This is a genomic window from Streptomyces sp. NBC_01635 (assembly GCF_045209715.1).
Classification (GTDB): Bacteria; Actinomycetota; Actinomycetes; order Streptomycetales; family Streptomycetaceae; genus Streptomyces; species Streptomyces hirsutus.
The window spans coordinates 7,751,981-7,772,002 of the sequence record NZ_CP109277.1; the positions used below are offsets into that span (position 1 = coordinate 7,751,981).

Genomic DNA, 20,022 nt, shown 5'->3' on the forward strand with positions numbered 1-20,022 from the left:
CAGCTTCGGAGAAAGGGGCAAGCCGGCTGGTCGGAGTCCACCCCCGAACCTCCGAAGCAAGCTCGCCTTCTGAGCAGGCTGCCCTTACTCCTTTACCTGGTCGGTGCCTCCACGCGTGCGGTGACGCCGAGGTCACGGCGCATCTCATCCCGTAGATCGGTCAGCCGGTCCCAGAGGTCGTCCACCCGTCGGCTCAGTTCTTCGACGCTCTCCTCCTGCCTCGGCTGCCCCGCGTCCAGACGCTTGACCAGCCCGTAGATCTTCCGCAGCGAACCGTTGGCGGCCCCCAGGACGGGCAGTACGGCATCGGACACGATCATGTGGCACTCTGCATGCTGGACGACGTAGGTGCTCCAACGCTCCTCCAGTTCCGCCCTCCGCACCTCGTCCAGGGTGCCGACCCGGCGCAGGTCATGCATGCATCCCGCCAGGGCATCCCGGGCTGCTCGCGCCGTGGCGTTCAACCGCGTGTACGCGGCGCGCCGTTCCTCGAGCAATCGGCTGTCCCAGTGACGGACCTGGTCCTCCTGGCGATGCCGCTCGGTCCGCTCGTGTTCACGGGTCCAGCCACGTTCCGCACTTCGCTGCGTAAGGAACACCGAGGCCAGGGAAACCCCGCCCCCGATCACCGCAGCCGCAAGCGCCACCAACGCCGTACTCATCACTCATCCCCCTTGCTCACCGATCTCACGACATTCTTCCGGGTATCCCCCACCACCACACCGGGATTGCTGTCATCCGGCGGGCATCCGACCGCCCTGGCGGCACCAGTGGTGGGGCCGTCGCCGGCATGAGGAAGGGACGTCAAGCGCTCTGAAAACACACTTGCCCGCGCCGCATCCGGATCGCAGGTTTCCGCCGTGCCGGGCACTTCCCGCATTGTGCAGCGCGCGGGAAGTGCCCGGCACGGGTGAAGTTCTCACCGTGGGGCTGCTGACCGGTCAGTGAGCGACTGCTCCGCTCGCGTGAGTCGTCAGCCGTGACCGGCCTGTTCCCCGACTCGACGGACGGCTGTCACCCGGCGGCGTCCTCCACGGTGACCAGCCCCGACGGCCCTTCCTCGGCCGCGTTCCTGGCGATGAGCGCGTCGATGTCCTTGTCGAAGGCGGCCCGGATGTCGGCCCCCAACCGCAGCCAGCCGAAGAACCGGGCCGCTTCCCTGGCGAGTTCCTCGCGGCGCAGGCCGGGAGACTCGGAAAGCACGCCCAGCAGGGCCACCTGACGCTCGGCCGGCGGAACATGCGAGACCTTCTTGCGGTCGAAGTCCGCACTGGGCGTACGGGCCGTCGCCACCTCACGACCGGGCAGGTCCCACGCCGTTCCCGTCCGCACCGCGGACTTTTTACCCGCCAGCCGCTTCAGCGCCTTACGGACGCTGGCCTGCACGATCTGGCCCGCACGATCGAGGTCCCAAGCCTCCCTCATCCTGCCGATCAGTACGTCCTCTTCAATGGGGCCCTCGACCGAAATGATGTGACGGGCCACCTCCGCGACGAGATTGACCGCCTCGGCCTCACGCAGATCGATGCTGCCGAGGCCCGTCCGCCTGCCCAGGGCACGTCGCAACTCGTACAGCTCCTCGAGACGCGTGGCGCGGTAGGGCGTGCTCCAGTGCGAGCGGTCCGACTCCTCGACGGGAACGATCTCGACCTCCGCCGTCACCGGCTCGGACACGACCGCCGGTTCCGGTTCCGCGGCGGGCGCGTAGGGATCGACCGCGCACGCCGCCTCGACGGCTTCACGCAACCGCCGCTTCGCGTCCTTGCGGTTGCGGTACCAGTCGGTTCCCCAGATGCGGTGGAGGTTCCAGCCCAGGCCGCGCAGGATCTCCTCCCGCAGCCGGTCACGGTCGCGTGCGGTACGCGAGGAGTGGTACATCGCGCCGTCGCACTCGATCCCGAGCGCGTACGACCCGGGAGCTCCCGGATGCCGGACCGCCATGTCGATGCGGAAACCGGCGACACCCACCTGCGGCTGTACGTCGTAGCCCCAGTCACGCAAGGTGGCGAGCACGTCCTCCTCGAAGGGGCTCTCCGGCGCCGCGTCCGCGTCGGGCGCGGCCGTGGCCAGGATCGCCGGGCCCTGCTCCGCGTACTGCAGATAACGCTTGAGGTGCTGGACGCTCTTGTTCGCGCTGTCCGGCAGGTCCCCGCCGTGGAAGGACGCCACGACCTCCACCCGGTGCCGCGCCCGGGTCACGGCCACGTTCAGCCGCCGCCAGCCGCCCTCGCGGTTGATCGGACCGAACTGGGCGCGCAGCTTGCCCTGCGCGTCGGGGCCGTAGCCGATCGACAGGATGATCACGTCGCGTTCGTCGCCCTGCACCGTCTCCAGGTTCTTCACGAAGAAACCGCCCAGACGGTCCTCGGTGAAGTACTCGTCGAGGTCGGGCCGCTCCTTGCGCGCCTTGGCGACCGCGTCCTCCACGGCCTCCGCCTGCGCCTTGGAGAGCGTGACGATGCCCAAGGTCAGGTGGGGACGCGTGGAGAAGTGGTGGACGACCCGTTCGGCCACCAGTTCGGCCTCGCGGACGTTGTCGCGCCGGTTGCTGCGGTCGTAGACGCCGTCGGCCTTGTAGAAGGCGACTCCCACGTTGTGGCCGTCGGTGACCGCGCCCGGGAACACCACCATGGAGTTGTCGTAGAACTCGTGGTTGCTGAAGGCGATCAGGTTCTCGTGGCGGCTCCGGTAGTGCCAACGCAGCGAAAGCTCGCGCAGCACGCCGCTTGCCTTGCAGGCGTCCAGGATGGACTCGAAGGAGTCGGGCTCCTCCTCGTCCCACTCGTCGTCATCGTCGGAGTCGCCGCCGGCGCTGAAGAACGAGGTGGGCGGGAGCTGCCGAGGGTCCCCCGCCACGATCAGGGCGTCACCGCGGTAGATGGCGTTCACGGCGTCCTGCGGAAGGACCTGGGATGCCTCGTCGAAGATCACCACGTCGAAGCGGAAGTCCGACGGAAGGTATTGGCTGACCGTCAGCGGACTCATCATGAAGCACGGCTTGAGCCGCTGCACGACGTCCCGCGTCTCGTCCAGAAGTCGTCGCACCGGCTTGTGCCGCCGCTGGAGCTTCGCCTGACGGCTCAGGATCGCGGCCTGGCCCGTCGTCGCCCTACGGGGACGCCGTGGGTTGCAGGCGGCGATCACCGTCGCGTGAGCGGCCTGCACCAAGCCGCGGTCCAGCCGGCGATAGCGCTCCACCAACTGGTCCCGGTCGGTGGCCCGCACCACTGAGAGGCGGCCGTCGGTAGCCAGCTGGTGTTCCACCCAGGCGCGCAGCACCGTGCGTTCCACAGCCACGCGGAACAGCGACGCCGGCACATCGCGGTCGGCCAGCTGAGTCGGCAGCTCCTCCAGCCCGTAGTCGCTCAGCACCTCGCGGGCTTCGGCGGAACGGAGCCAGGCGTCCGGGCCGTACGGATCGTCGGCCATACGGTCGAGCAGGGCGCCTGCAGAAGGGAACCCGGACTCCAGCTCGGCGCGGATCTCCACTGCTCGCGCCGCTGCGAAGTGGCTGCTGAGTACCTCCCTCCGCTCCAGCCAGTCGCGGTTGCGGCGCTCCACCGACGCATCGGGCGCCGTGTAGCACAGCAGGTGCGCGGCCTCGGACGTCAGGGGAGCGGCCGATCCGGTGCCGGACGCGGTGCGTCTGGCGTTGAGGGCCCAGTCCAAGGCGCCGTGGACGGTCTCCCGTGACGTGCGGCTTCCGTCGTACAGCTCGCCGAGCAGGCCGCGGTGCTCCGCCTCGGAGTTCAGGAAGTCCTCCTCGGCGGTGCGCGCCGCCACCACAGCCGCCACAGAGGAGCGGGCGCCGCCCAGGGTCAGCCAGTCGGTGCCGCCTCCCGAGGGATCGGTGGCACGAGCCACCGAGTGGATCAACGAAGCCGCCTCGTCGAGAGGGTCGAGGTGCGCGCGCAACCAGGACAGGGCCTCGGGGAGGGAACGGTCCCGCAGACCAGAGGCGGCAGGATCCAGGGCAGGAGCATTCGTGAAGGTCTCCCAGTCGGTGCACTCCGCCCGCAGCCGGGCCGCTGCCTCGAGTACTCCCCGAACGGTGGGCCGGCCGGCGCAGAGAGCGTGGACAACACCGCTTCGCCGGACCGGGTCCGCCAGGACCGGACCGGCCAGCCGATGGGCGTCGGACGCGGCGGCCAGCGCGGTGGCCAGTGCGGCGGTGCGGGGTCGGCCGTCCGGCGCGTACCCGCCCAGCAGTGCGACGGATTCGTGAGCCGAGGTCGATTCGGTTCCGGCCTCGCTGCCCGTGGCCGTCAGCCGGAGGGCACGGCGCAGCAGCTCTTCCGCCACCGTTGCGTCGCCGTCGGTGAGCGGTCGGTCGTCGAGACGTGTGTCCAGGCCCGCGTACCAGGTGCACAGCAGGTCCTGGTCATGGGCCTCCTGGGACTCGAACGACGCCGTTTTTCGTTGTGCCGTGTGCGCTGCGGCAACCGCCGCGCGTGCCGAGGAGAGAGTGTGGCCCGCTGCGTCGGCGAACTCCCGGCGGCCGACGGACTGGACGGTGTCGATGAGCTGTACGGCGTCCCCGAGTGCTGGCACATGGGCGCGCAGCCACGCGGCGGCCGCCTTTGGTCCGGCACTGTCCAGGGCGGTGCCGTGCCGGCCCAGTCGCGGCTCTCGCAATGCGGAGGCCCAGGTGCTCAGGTCGCTCTCCAACCGCTCACCCCACTGGGTGAGGGCGGGCTCGGGAGTGGTCCCGTGGGCGAGCTGCGCGGTCAGACGACGACGGCGGACAGGGTCGGCCACCACGGTCGGAGCAAGCCGGTGGGCTTCCTCCGCCTGACGCAGCGCGCCCTCCAGGGCGTCGAGATCAGGCAGGTCGTCACTGGTGTGAGCACCGAGCAGTTCCCCGTGTTCCGTCACCACGGCCCGTACGGCTTGGTGCGTCTGTTGCCAGGCAGCCGCCCGGGCTATGTGCTCCAGCAGGTCGCTGTGCCAGGACCCGCCGGTGCTGACCCCGCCGACGAGTTTGCGGTCGGCCCGGACCTGGGAGGACAGGCCCGCTGCGAAGCGCCGTCCGTTCTCCGAGAGCCTGCGCACGGCCTCGGTCAGTCCCGCAGTGTGGGGCGTGTCGGGACCGAACACGTCCTGCGCCGCCTGCCGGGCCTTGTCGAGGGCGTCCATGAGGTGGTGCAGTTCGTGCACAACCTGACGTGCTCGTGACAACACCGCCGGATCGAACCAGGCATCGGGAGCCCGGTGCGTGAGGGTGGCGAGCGCGACGAGATCCGTCACGGACCGCACCTCGGAGGTGGTGTCCGGCAGCTCGCAGCCCAGCAGGGTTGCCGCATCCACCGCGTACTTCGCGGTGCCGTCCAGCATGTCGGCGAGGGCACCCCAGTGAGAGGCGAGCGAGTCGGCCTCGTCCCTGCCGAGGACGGTGAGATCGGCGCCGGGCGGCTCGAGTGCGCCGAGCGCGAGCTCTGCTGTCTCCGGCTGCTGGGGCAGATGCGCCGGCATGTCCGCCCAGCCCGGCCCCGCGTGCTCCCGGGCGGTCGCGCGGGCGGCGACCGTACGGTCACGACGGGCTTCGAACTCTCCCAGCGCCGTAGCCACGAGGCTGAGGGCCGCCTTCTGTGCGGCGGCGAAGCCCTCCGGAGAGAACCACGCCTCCAGTGGACGATGCAGGGAACCGGACAGATCCGCCAGGTCACACAGGTCCATCGCTTCAGGCAGGGAGCCAGGCTCGTCGACGCCCAGAGCCCGGGCGAGTTCGCGGGCCGAGGCCGTTGCGCTCCCCAGCAGGTCGGCCGTCTTCCGGAGGTCCTGGCCGAGATCCTTCGCCTGCCGCTCGGTCAGTCCCGTCAGATCGAGGCCCCGCGGTTCGAGGGAGGCCAGCGCCTGCTCCGCCGCCGGCGGCTCGGTGCGCAGACGCGGAGACACCTCCTGCCAGCGGTCACCCACCAGATCCTGAGCGGTCTGCTGGGCGCGCCCCACGCGACGCAACGCGTCGAGGAAGGACTCGACCGGATCGGTCACGGCGTGCGCGATGTCCGCCTCGGTGAGCCACCACTCAGGCACGGAAAGCCGTTCGTCCAGCAGACCGAGCAGTCGAACGAGCCGCTCGACCTGGTCCGACGTCGTGAACTCCGCGCCGTCCGTGTTGAGTGCCTCGTAACCCGCCACGGCGGACAGAAGTCCGTGCAGGGCCGTGCGTGCCTCCTCCAGCGCGGGGCCGGGGTGGGGCAGATCCGTGCGCAGTCCACGCCACGGAAATCCCGGATCGGCCACCGCCTCCCAGGAATCACCGACGGCGTCGGCGGCCTGGAGCACCTTCTCCAGATCGGCCGCGGAGAGGGAGGAAGCGTCGAATCGCCGGGGGGCGCCGTCACCGGCTCCGGACACGTAGGCGACGGGAGCGTCGTCGAGGCGGCCCACCTGACCGATGACGTCGTGCAGCGAGCGGCCCAGCGGCTGACGCGCCTCGTTCACCGCGGTGGCGTAGTCCGACAGTGCCTCACGGTCGGCGCGCGCCTGCACCCTCTCCTGGTCGGGGAGTTCGGTCGCCTGCGGCTGTTCGGAGAGTGCGCGGCCCAGTTCCTGAGCGACGGCCTTGCGGCTGGTGTTGCGGCTGTGCAGGGGGAAGGCGTAGGAGTCCAGGCCCACCGACGTCAGGCGCTGCAGTACGACGTCCAGCGCCGCCGCCTTCTCACTGACGAACAGCACGCTGCGGCCGGCGTGCATCAGCCCGGCGATGATGTTGGTGATGGTCTGGCTCTTGCCCGTCCCCGGAGGACCGTCGAGTACGAAGGAGCGGCCGGCCACAGCGGCGGCGACGGCCTGCCGCTGCGAGGTGTCCGCGTCCAGAACCAGGGGGGTGTCCTCGGGAGGGGCCAGTTCGTCGATCCGCTCCGACGGCACTTCCTCGAAGTCGAAACGGTCGGAGGCGAGGGCGTCACCGGGACCCACCGCCACCGCGCGCACCAGGTCGCTGTCGAGGAGCCGGTCCTCGTTCTCGAGCAGGTCCCGGTACATGGCCTCCTTGTGCGAGGCGAAGAGCGCCATGACGGCGCGTTCCTCCACCTCCCACAGGGACTTGCCGGCCACGGCCTTGCGCACGGCTTCGAACACCGCGGTCACGTCGGTGCAGTCGGTCTCCGCGACAGGCGTCCAGTCGATGCCGAACTGCTCTAGTTTGATGGGCAGTGCCGGATTGAGCTGCGGGTCCTCGTCGTTGTTCGCCTGGAGAAGCACCCGCCCGGTGGGCGTCCGTACAAGTTCCACGGGAAGGAGGATCAGCGGTGCCTGGCTGCTGGTGGTGGCTCCGTCCTCACGCCAGTGGAGGATGCCGACACCCAGGTGAAGGGTCCACAGACCGTAGTCGTTGAACACCTGTGTCGCCTTGGAACGGAGGGCTCGCAGCGCCCGCTGCAGGGCAGGGGCCGTGGTCTTCTGTGTGACGACGTCGTATTTTCCCGGAGGAGGGAGCGACGTCTCCTCCCCCTCCGCGCCCTCCGCAGGCACCTCGTCCGGCAGCGCGGCGAACTGCAGAGCGCGGTTCTCCAGCAGGCTTACGAGCACCGCCGGTGCGGGAGCCGACACCTCGAGCGTCGAGGCGCGGGTATGCCTGAAGTTCAGCAGCCGGTTGCGTCCACTGAGGTCCACGAGTGACGTGCGCCAGCCCGCCAGGATCGTTTTGAGGCGTTCCAGATCGCTGCCGCCCCCGAATGCACCCGGATTCGTCGTCACAGTCGTGTCCCTGCTCTCACGTTGCGCTGCTCAGGCCCGGGAGGGAAAGCGCGGACTTCTTCCAGGGACACGGCGATGCGGGCAGGCCCGACGTTCTCCGACTGATCCCTCTCTGTGCGACATGCTCGCCTTGTCGCACTCGCCCCCCCCCACAGACGGACGGATTCTATGGTGACCATGTGAAATTTAGAAGTGGACCTTGTGTTCGCTGCGCTCCAAGTGTTCCATCACCGCCTGATGCGCCCGCCATCCGTCCGGAAACTTCGGTGGGACGTCCAGGTAGACCAGACTGCTGCGCGGATGCCGGTCCAGCAGGTGCGCGGGCCACCACCACGCAGGCGAAGCGGTGCCGGGAGAGCAGGACGCACAGGCGGCCGGTCTCCAGGTGGAAGGCGGAAGCGTCCTGGCGGCCGGAAAGCGGGTGCCAGACGAGGGTGACGTCGAACTTGCGGCCCTGGATGCGGTTGGCCGTTTCCACGGTGACCGCCGTCAACCCGCGTGCCGCCAGCCGGGCCCGTGCCGCCAGCCGGGCCCGTACCGCGTCCGCCTGCACCGTCCGCGCCGCGCCGATCGCGATGCGGGACTCGGCGAGCGACTCGCCGTTGACCAGGGCGCCCCGCTCCAGGAAGCGGGCGGCAGTTGCCGCGAGGGCTTCGGCGACCTCCGGGTCGTCGTCCAGGGTGTGCCGGGCGGGCAGCTCCAGCAGGCCCCAGCTCGACTCTGCGGCGCGGGACAGGACAGTGTCCTGCGGGGTCGTGCGGTGTGCCGCGCTGCGGTAGGTCAGGACATGGTCGGCGGCCTTCGTGCCCGAGGTGAAGGGATAGAAGGGGTAGAACGCCTTCTCGACCAGTGGCACCGCCATCTCCGGCAGGCCCCAGGAGACGGGCAGTTGGTGACGTTTCAGGTCCTTGTTGTGCGCGAGGGTGACGTCGACGGCATTGCGCAGCGGGACCCAGGTCAGGCCGTGCCAGCGGTCGCGAACGGGTCCAACTAACCCGGATCGCCCACGAAGAGCACCTGTGAGTCTTCCGGGCCGAACAACGGGGCCGTCGCGAGCAGCGCGTCCGACCGCATCTGGTGCGCCTCGTCGACGATGGCCCAGCGCCACGGGGCGCACTTCTCGGGCTTCACGTACGACCACTTCTTCGCCGTGGACACCACGACCGGCAGATTGCGCAGGTCCGTTGTCTCCTTGCTGCCGGTGACGTTGGCGTGCCGACGGACGTACGCGATGCCCTCGCCGTTGGGCACGAGGGGTTGTGGCGCGCGCAGAGGGCGCCGATGCTCCTCTTTGTCCGCGCCGCGGCCCACGGTGTACGTCTCCGGCTCTGCCGCACGACCCTGCTCCAGGTACGGCAGCAACAGTGCGGCGAGACGTTCGACGAAACCGAATCGCTCGGCACGGTCACGAGGCTGGCGTACCGTCAACGACATCGGATGGGCCGGATCGATGCCTGCGAGGGCGGCCGGCGGTGCGCAGGCCTTCCCGGCGAGCCGCAGCGGCACCAGCACGAAGGGACGGTCGTCCAGGTGGTCGTGGCGTACCGTCTCGGCCATTGAGTTCCAAGCCGCTCCAATCTTTTCCAAGATCGTGCGCTCTGCTCGGTCGAGAGCAGTGCGCTCCCCGTGCTCCCGATAGCTGCGGAGGGCGTCGTTCGAGGGGTGGGGTCAGTGCTGTGTGGCGACCATGCTTTCGATCTCCTTGAACACGAGGTCGGGGCGGTCCTTCGGGACGTCGTGGGAGCTGCCCTCGGCGGTGACGAGCGTTCGGTGGGGCCCGTCCTGGACGAACGAGGCGGCGGCGTCCCGCCAGCGCTGGGCGTCCTCGGGGGATCCGTCGAACGGGGTCTTCTCCGAGACGATGACCGTTGCCGGTACCGCGTCCGGCCACGTGACCTTGTGGTAGGCCTTGTTCGTCGGGACGAAGCTCTCCGCGGTGGAGATGAGCTGGCGGTTCTGCGGCTTGTCCGGGTCCTTCTTCGCCGCGTCGACCTGGGGCCGGCTGAGGGCTACGAGGCGGGCGATCCCCTCGTCCGTGAAGAGCGGGGGCAGGTTGGCGTCGACGAGGACCGCACCGGAGAGCATCTTCGGGTTGTCCTTGGCGAAGCAGGTCGCGATCTGGCCGGCCTGGGAGTGGGCCACCAGGGTCACGTTCTTGGTGACGCCCAGCTGCTGGAGCCCCGACTCGAGGTCGCTGACGGCGCTCTCGACCTTCCACGGACCGGGCACCACGTCGCTCTTGCCGAGTCCGGCCCGGTCGTAGGTGATGACGGTGGCGCCGGTGGCCGCGTGAAGCCTGGGGACGAGGTCCTTCCAGTAAGAGGAGTCCTCGCCGCCGCCCGAGTCCAGGACGATGGTGGAGCCGTGGCCCCGCGTGACGTGGAAGGCCAGACGGTGACCGCCGTTGTCGATCATGTGCAGCTTCGCTTCGTCCGCCCGGCTGGTTCCCGGCGAGGCGGACGAGGGGGCGGACGGCGAGGGCGGGTGCTTGGAGGCGGAGTCGTGGTCGCTGCAGGCCGTGACGGTGCCAGCCGTCAAGGTCAGCAGGGCGAGGGCCGATAAGGCCCGGTGTGCGGACCGGCGGTCGGGCGTGGTGCGGGACATGGCTGATCCTTTGGACTACGGGTGCTGTGGAGACTGCGATATCCATCATTCGGTGAACTGGTTGACCGCAGAATCCGGCTGGCACGCGTGTCGGTGGTGCAGCTGAGGCGAGTGTGCGCGGTGGGGTTGTCCCCCGCAAGCGATCACTGGTCCGGTGCCTCCGGGCGCTGCCCGCGTAAGTGCCTGTCTGCGCCGCCGGCCTCGTTGGTGAGGCCTTCACCGCCTGGTCACCGAGGCCGGCGGAACCTGGAGCAGATACGTTCCTGGGGATCACGCTCGGTGAGGATCAGCCCCTGACGGACCGTGCGATGCGAAAGCCCACGTCGTCGACCTGGAAGGTCGGGTGGCTACGGCGGCGCACGGAGGCCCGGCAGCTCCAGTGTTCGTCGAACCAGCCACCGCCGCGCAGCACCCGGTAGGCGCCATAGGCCTCGGCGTCGTAGATGTCCCAGCACCACTCCCAGACGTTGCCGAGCATGTCGTACAGGCTCCACGGGTTCGGCCGCTTGCCGCCCACGTCATGCACTCGTTCCTGCGAGTTGCCTCGATACCAGGCGGCCTCGTCGAGCGGCCCGTAACGCGGTCCGGTCGTCCCGGCACGGCAGGCGTGTTCCCACTCGGCCTCGGTCGGCAGCCGGTACCCATCGGCGGACGGGTCCCACGCGATGCCCTCACCCTCGGCGGGGAAGCGGTAGGCGAGTGTGAACCCGTCACGCTGCGACAGAGCGTTGCAGAACCGGACCGCGTCCCACCAGGAAACACCCTCCACGGGTAACCGGTCCCCCTGAGAGGTTCCCGGCCGCTTCCCGGTGATCTGTGCGTACAGCGACTGAGTCACCTGGAACGCCGCCAATTGGTAAGGCGCGAGCTCGACCGACCAACTGCGTTCTGTCCGCCGGTCCGAGAGCGTCACCTGCCCCGGCGGGACGGCGATCATTTCGCTTCCTGCGCCCGTGTCCATGAGCAGGTAATCCTAATCCCGCCCACTGGCGGCCCGCACGGCCCCTCGCCATGCGGTCCGGCCGCTCGACACTCACCGTGATGAAGGCGGCGCGCCGCCTGCCGACTACGCGCCACCTCGACATGCGAGCTCATCAGTCCCACACCCGTGTATGGCGCGGTGCGTGCGCGGACAAGAGGATCAGATCACTGTAACCATCTGCAACGAGTGCAAATGCGACGTCGCCGAGTAGGGGGTGCGGGGGACCGTGGCCGCCACCGGCGGTCAGGGTGTGCCGCTTTGATCGATCGGGCCACTGCGGTGGTAGACGGGCGGGTTCGCTTCCTCAGTCATGTTCCATGGGCAACTACCGCCGTTCGGGCTGCCTCAATCGTGTTGATCATCATGCTGTGGTGTTCGTTCGCTTGAGCTACGTTCTCTGAGTGATCGACTCTCAACTCCCCAGTGAGTACAGCCGTTCGTCCGCGCTCCAGACCGTTCTCTTCGGCACGCAGGCCGAGCAGCTCCATGGGCCATGGCGCGAGCTGTTCAGCTCCGCTCCCTTCGCCTTCCAGGAAGGGCTGACACATCGAGAGCGCACCGAACTGTCCTACCAGCGACTCCACTTGGTCAATGAGGCTGTTCCCGATGCTCGGGCTCTGGTTGCCGACGCCGCTTCCCTGACCGCGTTGCACGAATGGGCAGGGGCCGCCGATGCCGGCATGGCGACGATCGCGAGCATCCACTTCAATCTGTTCCTCGGCAGCCTCCTGGATCACGACCACGAGGACCGGGACCTGACGCCCTACCTCCGGATGGAGCGTCTGGGGACCTTCCTGTGCACCGAGCAGGCGCACGGCAATGACGCTGCACAGCTGGAAACCACCGCCACGTTCGATCGGGCGTCAGGCGGCTTCGTGCTCGACACCCCGTCCGACGGCGCCCGAAAGTTCATGCCCAACACAAGCTCTGTAGGGGGTGCGAAGGACGCACTCGTCGCGGCCCGGCTGATCGTTGACGGGGAGGACAGGGGCGTGTTCCTGTTCCTGACCCCTCTCAGTGACAAGAGCGGGCGGCATCTGCCGGGTGTTGAGGTCCGGGACCTGCCCCAGACCGGAAGCGCTCCCGTGGATCACTGCACCACAGCGTTCCGCGGCGTCCCCCTGCCGTTCACCGCCCTGCTCCAGGGGGACCACGGACGGCTCCGCCCGGACGGCCGGTTCGTCAGCTCCCTGGGCAACAGCCGCAAACGGTTCCTCCACTCCATCGGGCGCGTGACCATGGGCAAACTCTGCATGAGCGCCTACAGCCTGGGAGTGACCCGGCACGCCTTGGGCATCGCCGTGCGGCACGCCCACAACCGGCAGACAGCAGGAATGACCAAGGGGCAGCGAGTGCCCTTGATGTCACATCGGAGCCACCACACACCGCTCCTGGACGCCCTTGCCTCGACTTACGCAGCCACGTTGCTGCACCGGTCCGTCGTCCGGCAGTGGAGCCGGTCCACGGAGGCCGACCGTGAGGACTGCGAACGGCTGATAGCCGTCGCCAAGGGGTGGATCACCTGGCGGGCCCGGACCGTCATGACGGAGTGCCGCGAGAGGTGTGGCGCGCAAGGGCTCGCCCTGGCCAACGGCATAACGTTCCAACTGGCCGCCAACGAGGGAACGATCACCGCCGAGGGAGACAATCTCGTCATCTGGACCAAGGCGGCAGGGGAGATGCTTCTGGGGGGCCTCACCCCGAAACCGGCCAATGAGACACTGCCCGAAGAGCGCTCGCTGCGCGATCCGCAGCACTTGCAGGACCTCCTGGCGGACGTAGAGCGAATATGGCACGAGCGGGCGCGTACGCGGCTGCGCACCAAGGGGGCTCGCTCACCCCTGGAGCGATGGAACGCAACGGTCACCTCGGCCCTGAAGCTCGTCGACGCGCATGCCCACCGTCTGGCCGCCGAGGCTCTGCTGAGTGCGTCCGCCCAAGCCGCATCAGCGCATGCCCGGTCGCTGCTCGTGGACCTGCACGGCCTCTTCGCCCTTCGAGAAGTGGCTGCTCACAGCGGCGACCTGCTGGCGCAAGGGCGTCTCACTGCGGATCAGGTCCTGGTTCTGCCGGACGTCATCGAGAGTGTCGTCACGGACCTCGCACCTCATGCGCTGGAGATGGTCGAGGCGTTCTCCGTGCCTCATGAGCTTCTGGACCGCCACCCCATACTGCACCTGGACGGTTCAAGCAGCCTCGCCTCGGCCCTGCCGTGACTCCTGCGTACCCGACGGACCTCGCTGCGACTGGTTGAAGCAAGGTTCCCCGCCGTCGACAAAGCCCGTGAGGGCGGTTGCCGTACGTGCCTGACGACCTCTCGGGTATGCGTGAGGCACGTACGGAGGACGGCACTTGCCTCACGCCTCGGCGCATCCCGAGACAACGCGCGGGCGGGCCCTTCGGGCACCGGGTTCAGCAGTACAGTGCGCGGTGGGATGTGTGGGTGAACCCGTCACCGGCGCTCAAGGCGTACACGACGCGTCCGCAGAAGTCCTGGTACTCGGCTTCCTGCGCCGCATCCAGCGTGATGGCCGGCACCGGCCCGGTCCGCACTCCGCGCCCCATGGCCTTGAGCAGGCCGGGCGGCGCCTTGAACTCCATCACATCCAGCACGCGTCCGAAGTTGTCGACGAGACACCGTATGTCCGTCTCCTCCGCCAGCTCGTCGAGTGCCTCGGTGAGCCGGCCGGTTCCCTGCTCCGCTCGGGCGAGCATGGTGTGGCAGGCCCGCAGGGTGTGCAGATGCTCCGCCGGAATGTCCACGGAGTACAGGCACGTCAGCTGCCGGCCCCGCGAGTCGTGCAGGGCATAGCCTTTCCGGCCCTCCTGCCCTCGGGCCGCCGGGACCAAGGCCTGCCAATGGAGTTGGGACGGAAAACACTGCTGGATTTCGCTCCACTTGTCATATGCGGTGCGGATCAACAGGTCCTGTCCCTCACTCAGATCGTTCCGGTAGAAGTAATACAGGTTGTACAGCAAAGGCTGTTCGATCCCGATGAACATACCGAGGAACACCGGATCGTCCGGGACCAGGAACCGCATCGAAATCCTCCTTTCTGACATGGGTGGTACTACTGGGCGGCGGGCTCGAAGAGGATGGTCAGGACGCTCATCCCGGCGGCACGGCCGGCCATGAACCGAGCCGTTCCCTCACCGCGCATCGGATGGCGCAGGGGGTACGCCCGGTCGTTCAGGCCCCGACTCGGCTCGGCAGTGATCTGCTGCGGATCCGGGTCACGGACGGCGTCCGCATACAGAGCCCCCGCACCGTTTCGTCGGCGGGAAACCGGTAGCGAGTCAGTCTCGACTCGGTGATCGGGTCCGGCGCTAGGTCGGTTCCCGCTGGAGGTCCCGATGGAGTCCTCCGGCGGCCGCGTGGGTCTGCACCATGAACTTCACGGTGGACAGCAGCGCTCCGGTGCGCGGGTGGCATGCGGTGAGTCCTGTTGCCGAGAACGCGCCGTCGTGGATGCGCAGGGTGAGGCGGTCCTGGTGCGGGACGTCCCGCACGTCGAGAATGTGCCGCGTACCTCGCGTACCTCGCACAAGGCGGAACATCTCGGAGACGTGCACGGTGTCGCCCGGCCGCGCGTACGTGAGCAACTCGCCGGACTTCATGCGCTGGAGCGGGTGGAGGCGGCTGGAGGCGCCGGCCTCGGCAAGAACGAGGTTCTGACGGTAGGTCGACTGCTGGTCGGTCGACACCCGCTTGTAGGCCGGATCGGCCATGCTGCTCCCCGCTCCTGTGGACGGATCCGACCCCAGCCGTCGTCGAACGATGGCGAACTCAAGTGGTCGGCGCGTCACCGCTGTTCAGGAGATCAGCGTAGACCTCTGCCGGAGTGCGACGTCCATGGGTCTTTCGCGGACGATGGTTGAGCTCATGGGCGAGGGAGTCCAGGTCGGCCTGGCTGAACGTGCGGAGGTCCGCGCCCTTGGCGAGGTACTGCCGCAGCAGCCGGTTGTGTTCTCGTCGGTGCCACGCTGCCATGGGCTGCGCGGCTTGCAGAGGTAGGGCTGAGCCTGTCCAACGCTCACCGGCCGGTGACCTGCCGCGATTTGCTCCCGCCCTCGTGAGCGCCGCGGCGGGATCGGAGCGCTCACGAGGGCGGGGTCGCGCACGATCACGGCCGTGGCCCGGTTCCGGTTACCGTCTCGGTCCCGCGACGGCGTAGGCCGCGGTGCCGGCGACTGTGAGGACCAGGGCCGTCCAGGTGCCCGCCGCCGTGCCGGGTGGCAGCAGCATCCAGGTCGCCACCTGCATCGGCACACTCGTCGGGGGCGGGGCGAAGAACGAGAACGAAAGCCAGGCGAACGGCAGCGTCCACGCGTACGGGCCGCCCGAGAGCGCCGCGCCCAGGGCGACCAGTCCCATCAGGCCCGCGCTGTCCCGGACGACGAACGCGATGGTGGCCATGTCCTCGCCCATGGTCTGCACGGTCAGCAGGACCGTGCCGACGACCGCGCCGGCGAGCAGCACGTGCGCCGCTCTGCGGGGCACCCAGCGGATCGCGGCCGTCCGGTCCAGCGCGAGGTCCTGTCCGCCGAGCCCGATCGACACCGCCATGGCCCCCGCGGCGAGGACGAGCACGGGCAGCCGCAGATCACCGGGCTCCTCGCCCCCGCTCCGGGAGAGCGCCCACGCCGCCACCGCGCTGATCACCACCGCGGCGAGCGACGCGGGCACCTGACGCGAGCGCGCGTACAGCGTCAGCCACCTCACCGGGACGCACCGCCGGACAGGGCGTCGAAGGCGTCGCCCCTGCCCTCGCAGGAGAGCGCGGCGGCGCGCATCGCGTTGATCCGCGAGAGCTGCTCGGCCCGCGGCAGCGCCGTGAGATCCTTCCACACCGGACGGGTCTCGGCTTCGACCTCGCTGCGCAGCCTCGCCGACTCCGTGCCGGGAAGCGGCCTGAGGTCCCCGAGGACCCAGCCCACCGCGACGGCCTGCGCGAAATCCTCGCTCCCCCAACTGCTCCAGCCCACAGGGGTGCACCCCGGCACCATGGCTTCGGCGATCAGGGCCCGGGTCAGCTCCTCGCCCTTCGCGGCGGCGATGACGCCGTCGTCGAAGTCGAAGAGCACGGTCTGGGCGGACCACTGCGGCATGGCGCCGTCCGGCAGGACGGCGGTGTTCTCCCGGACCGAGACCGGTGCCCGGTCGCCCAGGGCGCCGTGCAGCAGGCGCAGTGCTTCCTTACCGGGCCCCGCGAGGTCGGCGAGTCGTGCCCGGTGCGTCCTGGTCACGCACACCGGGCCGTCGCACACCAGCTCCGCGGCGGCCTCGTCCAGGACGTACATCCGGCGCGGGTCGGAGGGGAGGACGAGCAGGGCGAGTACCGCGCCCGCCAGGACGGGCGTCAGGGCGACCAGCCGGGCGCGCCGGGTCGTGGCGACCAGCAGCGCGAAGCCGGTCGCGGCCAGGCCGAGCAGCCAGATCGTCTGCCCGACGTGCACGGAGGCAGAGAGCGTGACGAGCACATCGCGCACCTCCTCCACCGCCGGTGACAGCAGGGAGACCCGGTTCGGCTCCGTGCTTGAAACCCCCGCCGCGGTGGTCGTCTCCGTCCGGCCCAACGACATGTGCATGAGGGCCGTGAACACGAAGGCGCCCATGGCCAGCGCGGGCGGGGTGAGTACGGACGGCAGGGCCCGCCCGGCCCCCATGCCCAGCACCGCACCCGCGACGAGGAAGAGCGCCCCCACCAGCGAGATCGGCAGCCATCCGAGGTGCGTGTACTCGGTGCGGGCGAGCACCTGGACGCCGCCCACGAGGATGAGGAGCGCGAAGGCCGAGGCCAGGGTGATCGCCGTCGTGCCCGCCAGCATGGCCGCGCGGTGCCAGGCGGGCCGTGGCGTGGTCGTCAGGAGCTCCGGCATCCTCGAGCGGTGGTCGCGCAGGCCCTGCAGCGCCCCGAGCCCCACGGCCAGCGGCCACAGGTAGAACAGCAGGCTGCGGGTCCACATCGCCAGGGACGTCCACTGGGCCGTCCACGCCGTGGTGCCCCTCCACCACGAGGCGTCCACCAGGTACAGGAACGCCAGCGCGCTCGTGACGACCACGGCGCCGGCCCACGGGGCGACGGAGCGCCTCAGCTCGATGCGCAGAACGCGGAGGTTCACCAGGTGCCCCTTTCCCGGTCGGAATCCTGCAGCAGCGCCGAGTAGCCGCGCTCCAGGGGGCTGTCGCCCACGTGCTCGGGGCCGCCCGCCGCGGCCAGTTCGTCCGGGGTGCCCTGGAAGACCAGCCGGCCCTCGGCGAGGAGCACCACGTCGGTGCAGGCGGCGGCGACGTCCTCCACCAGATGGGTCGAGACGAGCACGCAGGTGTCCGTACCCAGCTCCTGCAGCAGCTCGCGGAAGCGCAGCCGCTGCGCCGGGTCCAGGCCGACCGTCGGCTCGTCCAGCAGCAGGATCGTCGGGTCGTTGACGATGGCCTGGGCGATGCCGACCCTGCGCACCATGCCGCCCGAGAGGGCCTTCAGCTTCTCGTCGGCGCGGTCCGCCAGACCCACCCGCTCCACGGCGCGCTGCACCGCCGCGGGGATCTCCGCCTTCGGCACCTCCTTCAGCCACGCCATGTACTCGACGAACTCGCGCACAGTGAAGCGCTTGTAGTAGCCGAACTCCTGCGGCAGGTAACCGATCCGGCGGCGCAGCGCACGGTGCTCGCCCATGCCGCCCACGGACTCGCCGAGCATCTCCAGGGTGCCCTCGGTGGGGCGCAGCACGGTGGCCAGGGTCCGGATGAGGGTGGTCTTGCCCGCCCCGTTGGGGCCGAGGAGTCCGTGTACGCCGGTGCCCAGCGACAGGTCGAGGCCGTCGACGGCCATGCGTTTCCTGCCGACCCTGACCTTCAGCCCGGTGGCCCGGATCTCCCAGGCGTAGGCCGTCGGTGCGATGTCGGCCGCGCTCACGGCGGACTTCATGCGGTGTTCCTTTCCGATGGTCATCGATGGACTCCCAGCACGGAGTACGCGCCTCTGCGGGCGATCACGACCCCGATACCGAGTGCGAGGAGCAGCCCCCACGCGGGCAGACCGCCCGTCTGCAGGGCGAAGGTCGTACGGCTGGTGGCCAGGGTCGGCGCCACGACCACGGCGGCCCACACGGCGGCCAGCACGACGGCGGCACGGGTCACACCCACGACACCGCCGAGTGCCAGCGTCGCCGCCGTGAAGGCCAGACAGGGCAGCAGCCACTGAGCCACCATCACCCCCGTCGCCCATCCGCCCACCAGCAGCGCGGGGACGACCACGCCGAGCACGGACGCGGTGCGCCGCAGCACCAGAGGGAGCCCGGCCCTGGGCACCGAGGCCGTCAGTTCGTACGCCGGGTCCAGACCGCGCGACCAGGACGCCGCGACGCCGAGCACGGGCAGGACCGGCGCGAACAGCAGCACCAGCGACACCTCGCCCGAACCGGTGTCGCCCAGGTCGAGCAGCAGGGCCAGCAGCGTCACACTCACGACCATGGCCAGCCACGGCACCATCGTGGGTGTCATCCACCTCGACAGCCGCGCCGGCCGGCGCCGTCCGCGCGGCATCGTGGCGGTGACCGCCAGCCGGGGTTCGAGGCCGGACCACACGGCGTCGACCAGCGACGCCACGGCGGGCACCTCGGCACCGACAGCGGCAGACAGCCGGTCACGGCACACCCGGCACGCCTCCAGATGGGCCTCGACGGCCCACACCTCGTCGGCGGCGAGGTCCGTGCCGCCGCGGGCGTACCCCTCGATGATCCGCATCGACGCATGTTCCACATTCACGCCAGCGCCCTCCGCATCGCGATCCGGGCCCGGCGGGCACGGGTCTTGACCGTGCCCTCGGGCAGTCCGAGCAGGACCGCGGTCTCCCGGACGGACAGCCCGTCGAGCACCATGGCCTGCAGTACCTGTCTCAGTTCCGGCGCGAGGCACCGCAGTGCGTCCCCGACATCACCGCCGACGGTCGCCGCGAGCGCCTCCTCCTCGGCGGCGGGCGCCGCGTCGGGCACGGCGGCGGCCGGCGGCGGCTCCGCATGGTGAGCCCTGCGCCGGAACGCGTCGACCAGGCGGCGCGCCGCAATCGCCCACAGCCAACCAGCGGCCGTCCCTTGGACCGCGGCCCCGGCGAACGCCCCCGCCGCGCGCCACACCGCCAAGTAGGTCTCCTGCATGACCTCCGCGACGATCTGCTCGTCCGCGCACCGGCGGCGCAGCCGCACCGCCAGCCACGGCGACGTACGCCGGTACAACTCCTCGAACGCGGCACGGTCGCCCTTTGCCACCAGCCGGACGAGACGCTCCTCGTCCACCTCGTGCAACGCTGCTCTGACTGATCTCACACCCGCTAGACGCCCGAGCCGGGCCGCAGGTTTTCCCCCCGACGTGACCCCCGACACATGGGGGAGAGCCCGCGGGTTCCACTCGACTGAGGTTTCGCCGTCACGCAACGGTGGCTTCGCCGGTCCGGACGGTCTCGCCGAAGAGGGCGGGTGCGGCAGGACCTGCTGCGCCGGGAGCCGTCGCTCGCGGACCGGACGCCGGCCTCGTCCCTCGTGAAAAGCCGTGGCTCCACCCGCCCACCCCTCCCTACACTCGGCAACGAGCAGGAGCTGCCTCGATGGGGGGTTGCGCGTGCGAGACCGTGAGGGGAGTCCGGCCATGCGTGACCACACCGCCGCAGCAGCTCTCCGGACCCGGTCCGTCCGCTCCGAGGTGCTCCTCGTGTCCTCGGCCGTCCGGTGCCCGCTGC

General features: G+C 69.9%; 14 protein-coding genes and 1 pseudogene. 1 reads left to right on the plus strand and 14 read right to left on the minus strand.

The window, feature by feature from the left end:
- Positions 1-92 precede the first annotated feature (92 nt).
- The 6 genes from OHB56_RS35910 to OHB56_RS35935 form a co-directional block, all read right to left on the minus strand.
- Positions 93-662 carry a hypothetical protein gene (locus OHB56_RS35910; RefSeq protein WP_406357976.1) on the minus strand — a complete coding sequence of 190 codons (570 nt, stop codon included), beginning with the start codon at positions 660-662 and terminating at the stop codon, positions 93-95.
- 352 nt (positions 663-1,014) lie between these two features.
- Entirely contained in the window at positions 1,015-7,701 is a 6,687-nt protein-coding gene (locus OHB56_RS35915) for a DUF3320 domain-containing protein (RefSeq protein ID WP_406357978.1), read from the minus strand.
- A gap of 166 nt (positions 7,702-7,867) precedes the next feature.
- Positions 7,868-8,557, minus strand: coding sequence for a hypothetical protein (locus tag OHB56_RS35920; protein WP_406357980.1), 690 nt, complete (start codon positions 8,555-8,557; stop codon positions 7,868-7,870).
- A 134-nt stretch (positions 8,558-8,691) separates the two neighbouring features.
- A complete protein-coding gene (locus tag OHB56_RS35925) occupies positions 8,692-9,258 on the minus strand; it encodes a hypothetical protein (protein ID WP_406357982.1) in 567 nt (188 codons plus the stop codon).
- A 111-nt stretch (positions 9,259-9,369) separates the two neighbouring features.
- A complete protein-coding gene (locus tag OHB56_RS35930; protein WP_406357984.1) occupies positions 9,370-10,305 on the minus strand; it encodes an alpha/beta fold hydrolase in 936 nt (311 codons plus the stop codon).
- Positions 10,306-10,591: 286 nt separating this feature from the next.
- Positions 10,592-11,266 carry a formylglycine-generating enzyme family protein gene (locus OHB56_RS35935; protein ID WP_406357985.1) on the minus strand — a complete coding sequence of 225 codons (675 nt, stop codon included), beginning with the start codon at positions 11,264-11,266 and terminating at the stop codon, positions 10,592-10,594.
- A gap of 422 nt (positions 11,267-11,688) precedes the next feature.
- Here OHB56_RS35935 and OHB56_RS35940 point away from each other — a divergent pair, with 422 nt between their 5' ends.
- A complete protein-coding gene (locus OHB56_RS35940; RefSeq protein ID WP_406357987.1) occupies positions 11,689-13,503 on the plus strand; it encodes an acyl-CoA dehydrogenase in 1,815 nt (604 codons plus the stop codon).
- 196 nt (positions 13,504-13,699) lie between these two features.
- Here OHB56_RS35940 and OHB56_RS35945 read toward each other — a convergent pair whose 3' ends face one another.
- The 8 genes and pseudogenes from OHB56_RS35945 to OHB56_RS35980 form a co-directional block, all read right to left on the minus strand.
- Complete coding sequence (locus tag OHB56_RS35945) at positions 13,700-14,329, minus strand: hypothetical protein (protein ID WP_406357989.1); 630 nt, start codon at positions 14,327-14,329, stop codon at positions 13,700-13,702.
- A gap of 285 nt (positions 14,330-14,614) precedes the next feature.
- Positions 14,615-15,016: a hypothetical protein gene (locus OHB56_RS35950; protein ID WP_326755898.1), complete on the minus strand. Its 402-nt coding sequence runs from the start codon at positions 15,014-15,016 to the stop codon at positions 14,615-14,617.
- 58 nt (positions 15,017-15,074) lie between these two features.
- Positions 15,075-15,307, minus strand: a pseudogene (locus OHB56_RS35955) (transposase); the annotation flags it as partial.
- A gap of 127 nt (positions 15,308-15,434) precedes the next feature.
- Positions 15,435-16,010, minus strand: a complete 576-nt coding sequence (locus OHB56_RS35960) for a hypothetical protein (RefSeq protein ID WP_326755899.1) — start codon at positions 16,008-16,010, stop codon at positions 15,435-15,437.
- Positions 16,007-17,410 (minus strand): hypothetical protein, encoded by a 1,404-nt coding sequence (locus OHB56_RS35965; protein ID WP_406357991.1) that lies wholly within the window; start codon positions 17,408-17,410, stop codon positions 16,007-16,009. The genes OHB56_RS35960 and OHB56_RS35965 overlap by 4 nt, the downstream gene beginning before the upstream one ends.
- Positions 17,407-18,240 (minus strand): ABC transporter ATP-binding protein, encoded by an 834-nt coding sequence (locus OHB56_RS35970; RefSeq protein WP_406357993.1) that lies wholly within the window; start codon positions 18,238-18,240, stop codon positions 17,407-17,409. Before OHB56_RS35970 ends, OHB56_RS35965 begins: the two co-directional genes overlap by 4 nt.
- A complete protein-coding gene (locus OHB56_RS35975; RefSeq protein WP_326755902.1) occupies positions 18,237-19,055 on the minus strand; it encodes a zf-HC2 domain-containing protein in 819 nt (272 codons plus the stop codon). Before OHB56_RS35975 ends, OHB56_RS35970 begins: the two co-directional genes overlap by 4 nt.
- The gene (locus tag OHB56_RS35980; protein ID WP_406359284.1) at positions 19,052-19,555 is read right to left on the minus strand and encodes an RNA polymerase sigma factor; all 504 of its coding nucleotides are present in this window, start codon (positions 19,553-19,555) and stop codon (positions 19,052-19,054) included. The genes OHB56_RS35975 and OHB56_RS35980 overlap by 4 nt, the downstream gene beginning before the upstream one ends.
- Between the last annotated feature and the right edge of the window lie 467 nt (positions 19,556-20,022).

Excerpts from the sequence above, each read along its gene's own strand:
- OHB56_RS35910 (WP_406357976.1), bottom strand. The coding sequence starts at position 662 with ATGAGTACGGCGTTGGTGGCGCTTGCGGCTGCGGTGATCGGGGGCGGG.
- OHB56_RS35925 (WP_406357982.1), bottom strand. The coding sequence starts at position 9,258 with ATGGCCGAGACGGTACGCCACGACCACCTGGACGACCGTCCCTTCGTG.
- OHB56_RS35930 (WP_406357984.1), bottom strand. The coding sequence starts at position 10,305 with ATGTCCCGCACCACGCCCGACCGCCGGTCCGCACACCGGGCCTTATCG.
- OHB56_RS35935 (WP_406357985.1), bottom strand. The coding sequence starts at position 11,266 with ATGGACACGGGCGCAGGAAGCGAAATGATCGCCGTCCCGCCGGGGCAG.
- OHB56_RS35945 (WP_406357989.1), bottom strand. The coding sequence starts at position 14,329 with ATGCGGTTCCTGGTCCCGGACGATCCGGTGTTCCTCGGTATGTTCATC.
- OHB56_RS35950 (WP_326755898.1), bottom strand. The coding sequence starts at position 15,016 with ATGGCCGATCCGGCCTACAAGCGGGTGTCGACCGACCAGCAGTCGACC.
- OHB56_RS35970 (WP_406357993.1), bottom strand. The coding sequence starts at position 18,240 with ATGACCATCGGAAAGGAACACCGCATGAAGTCCGCCGTGAGCGCGGCC.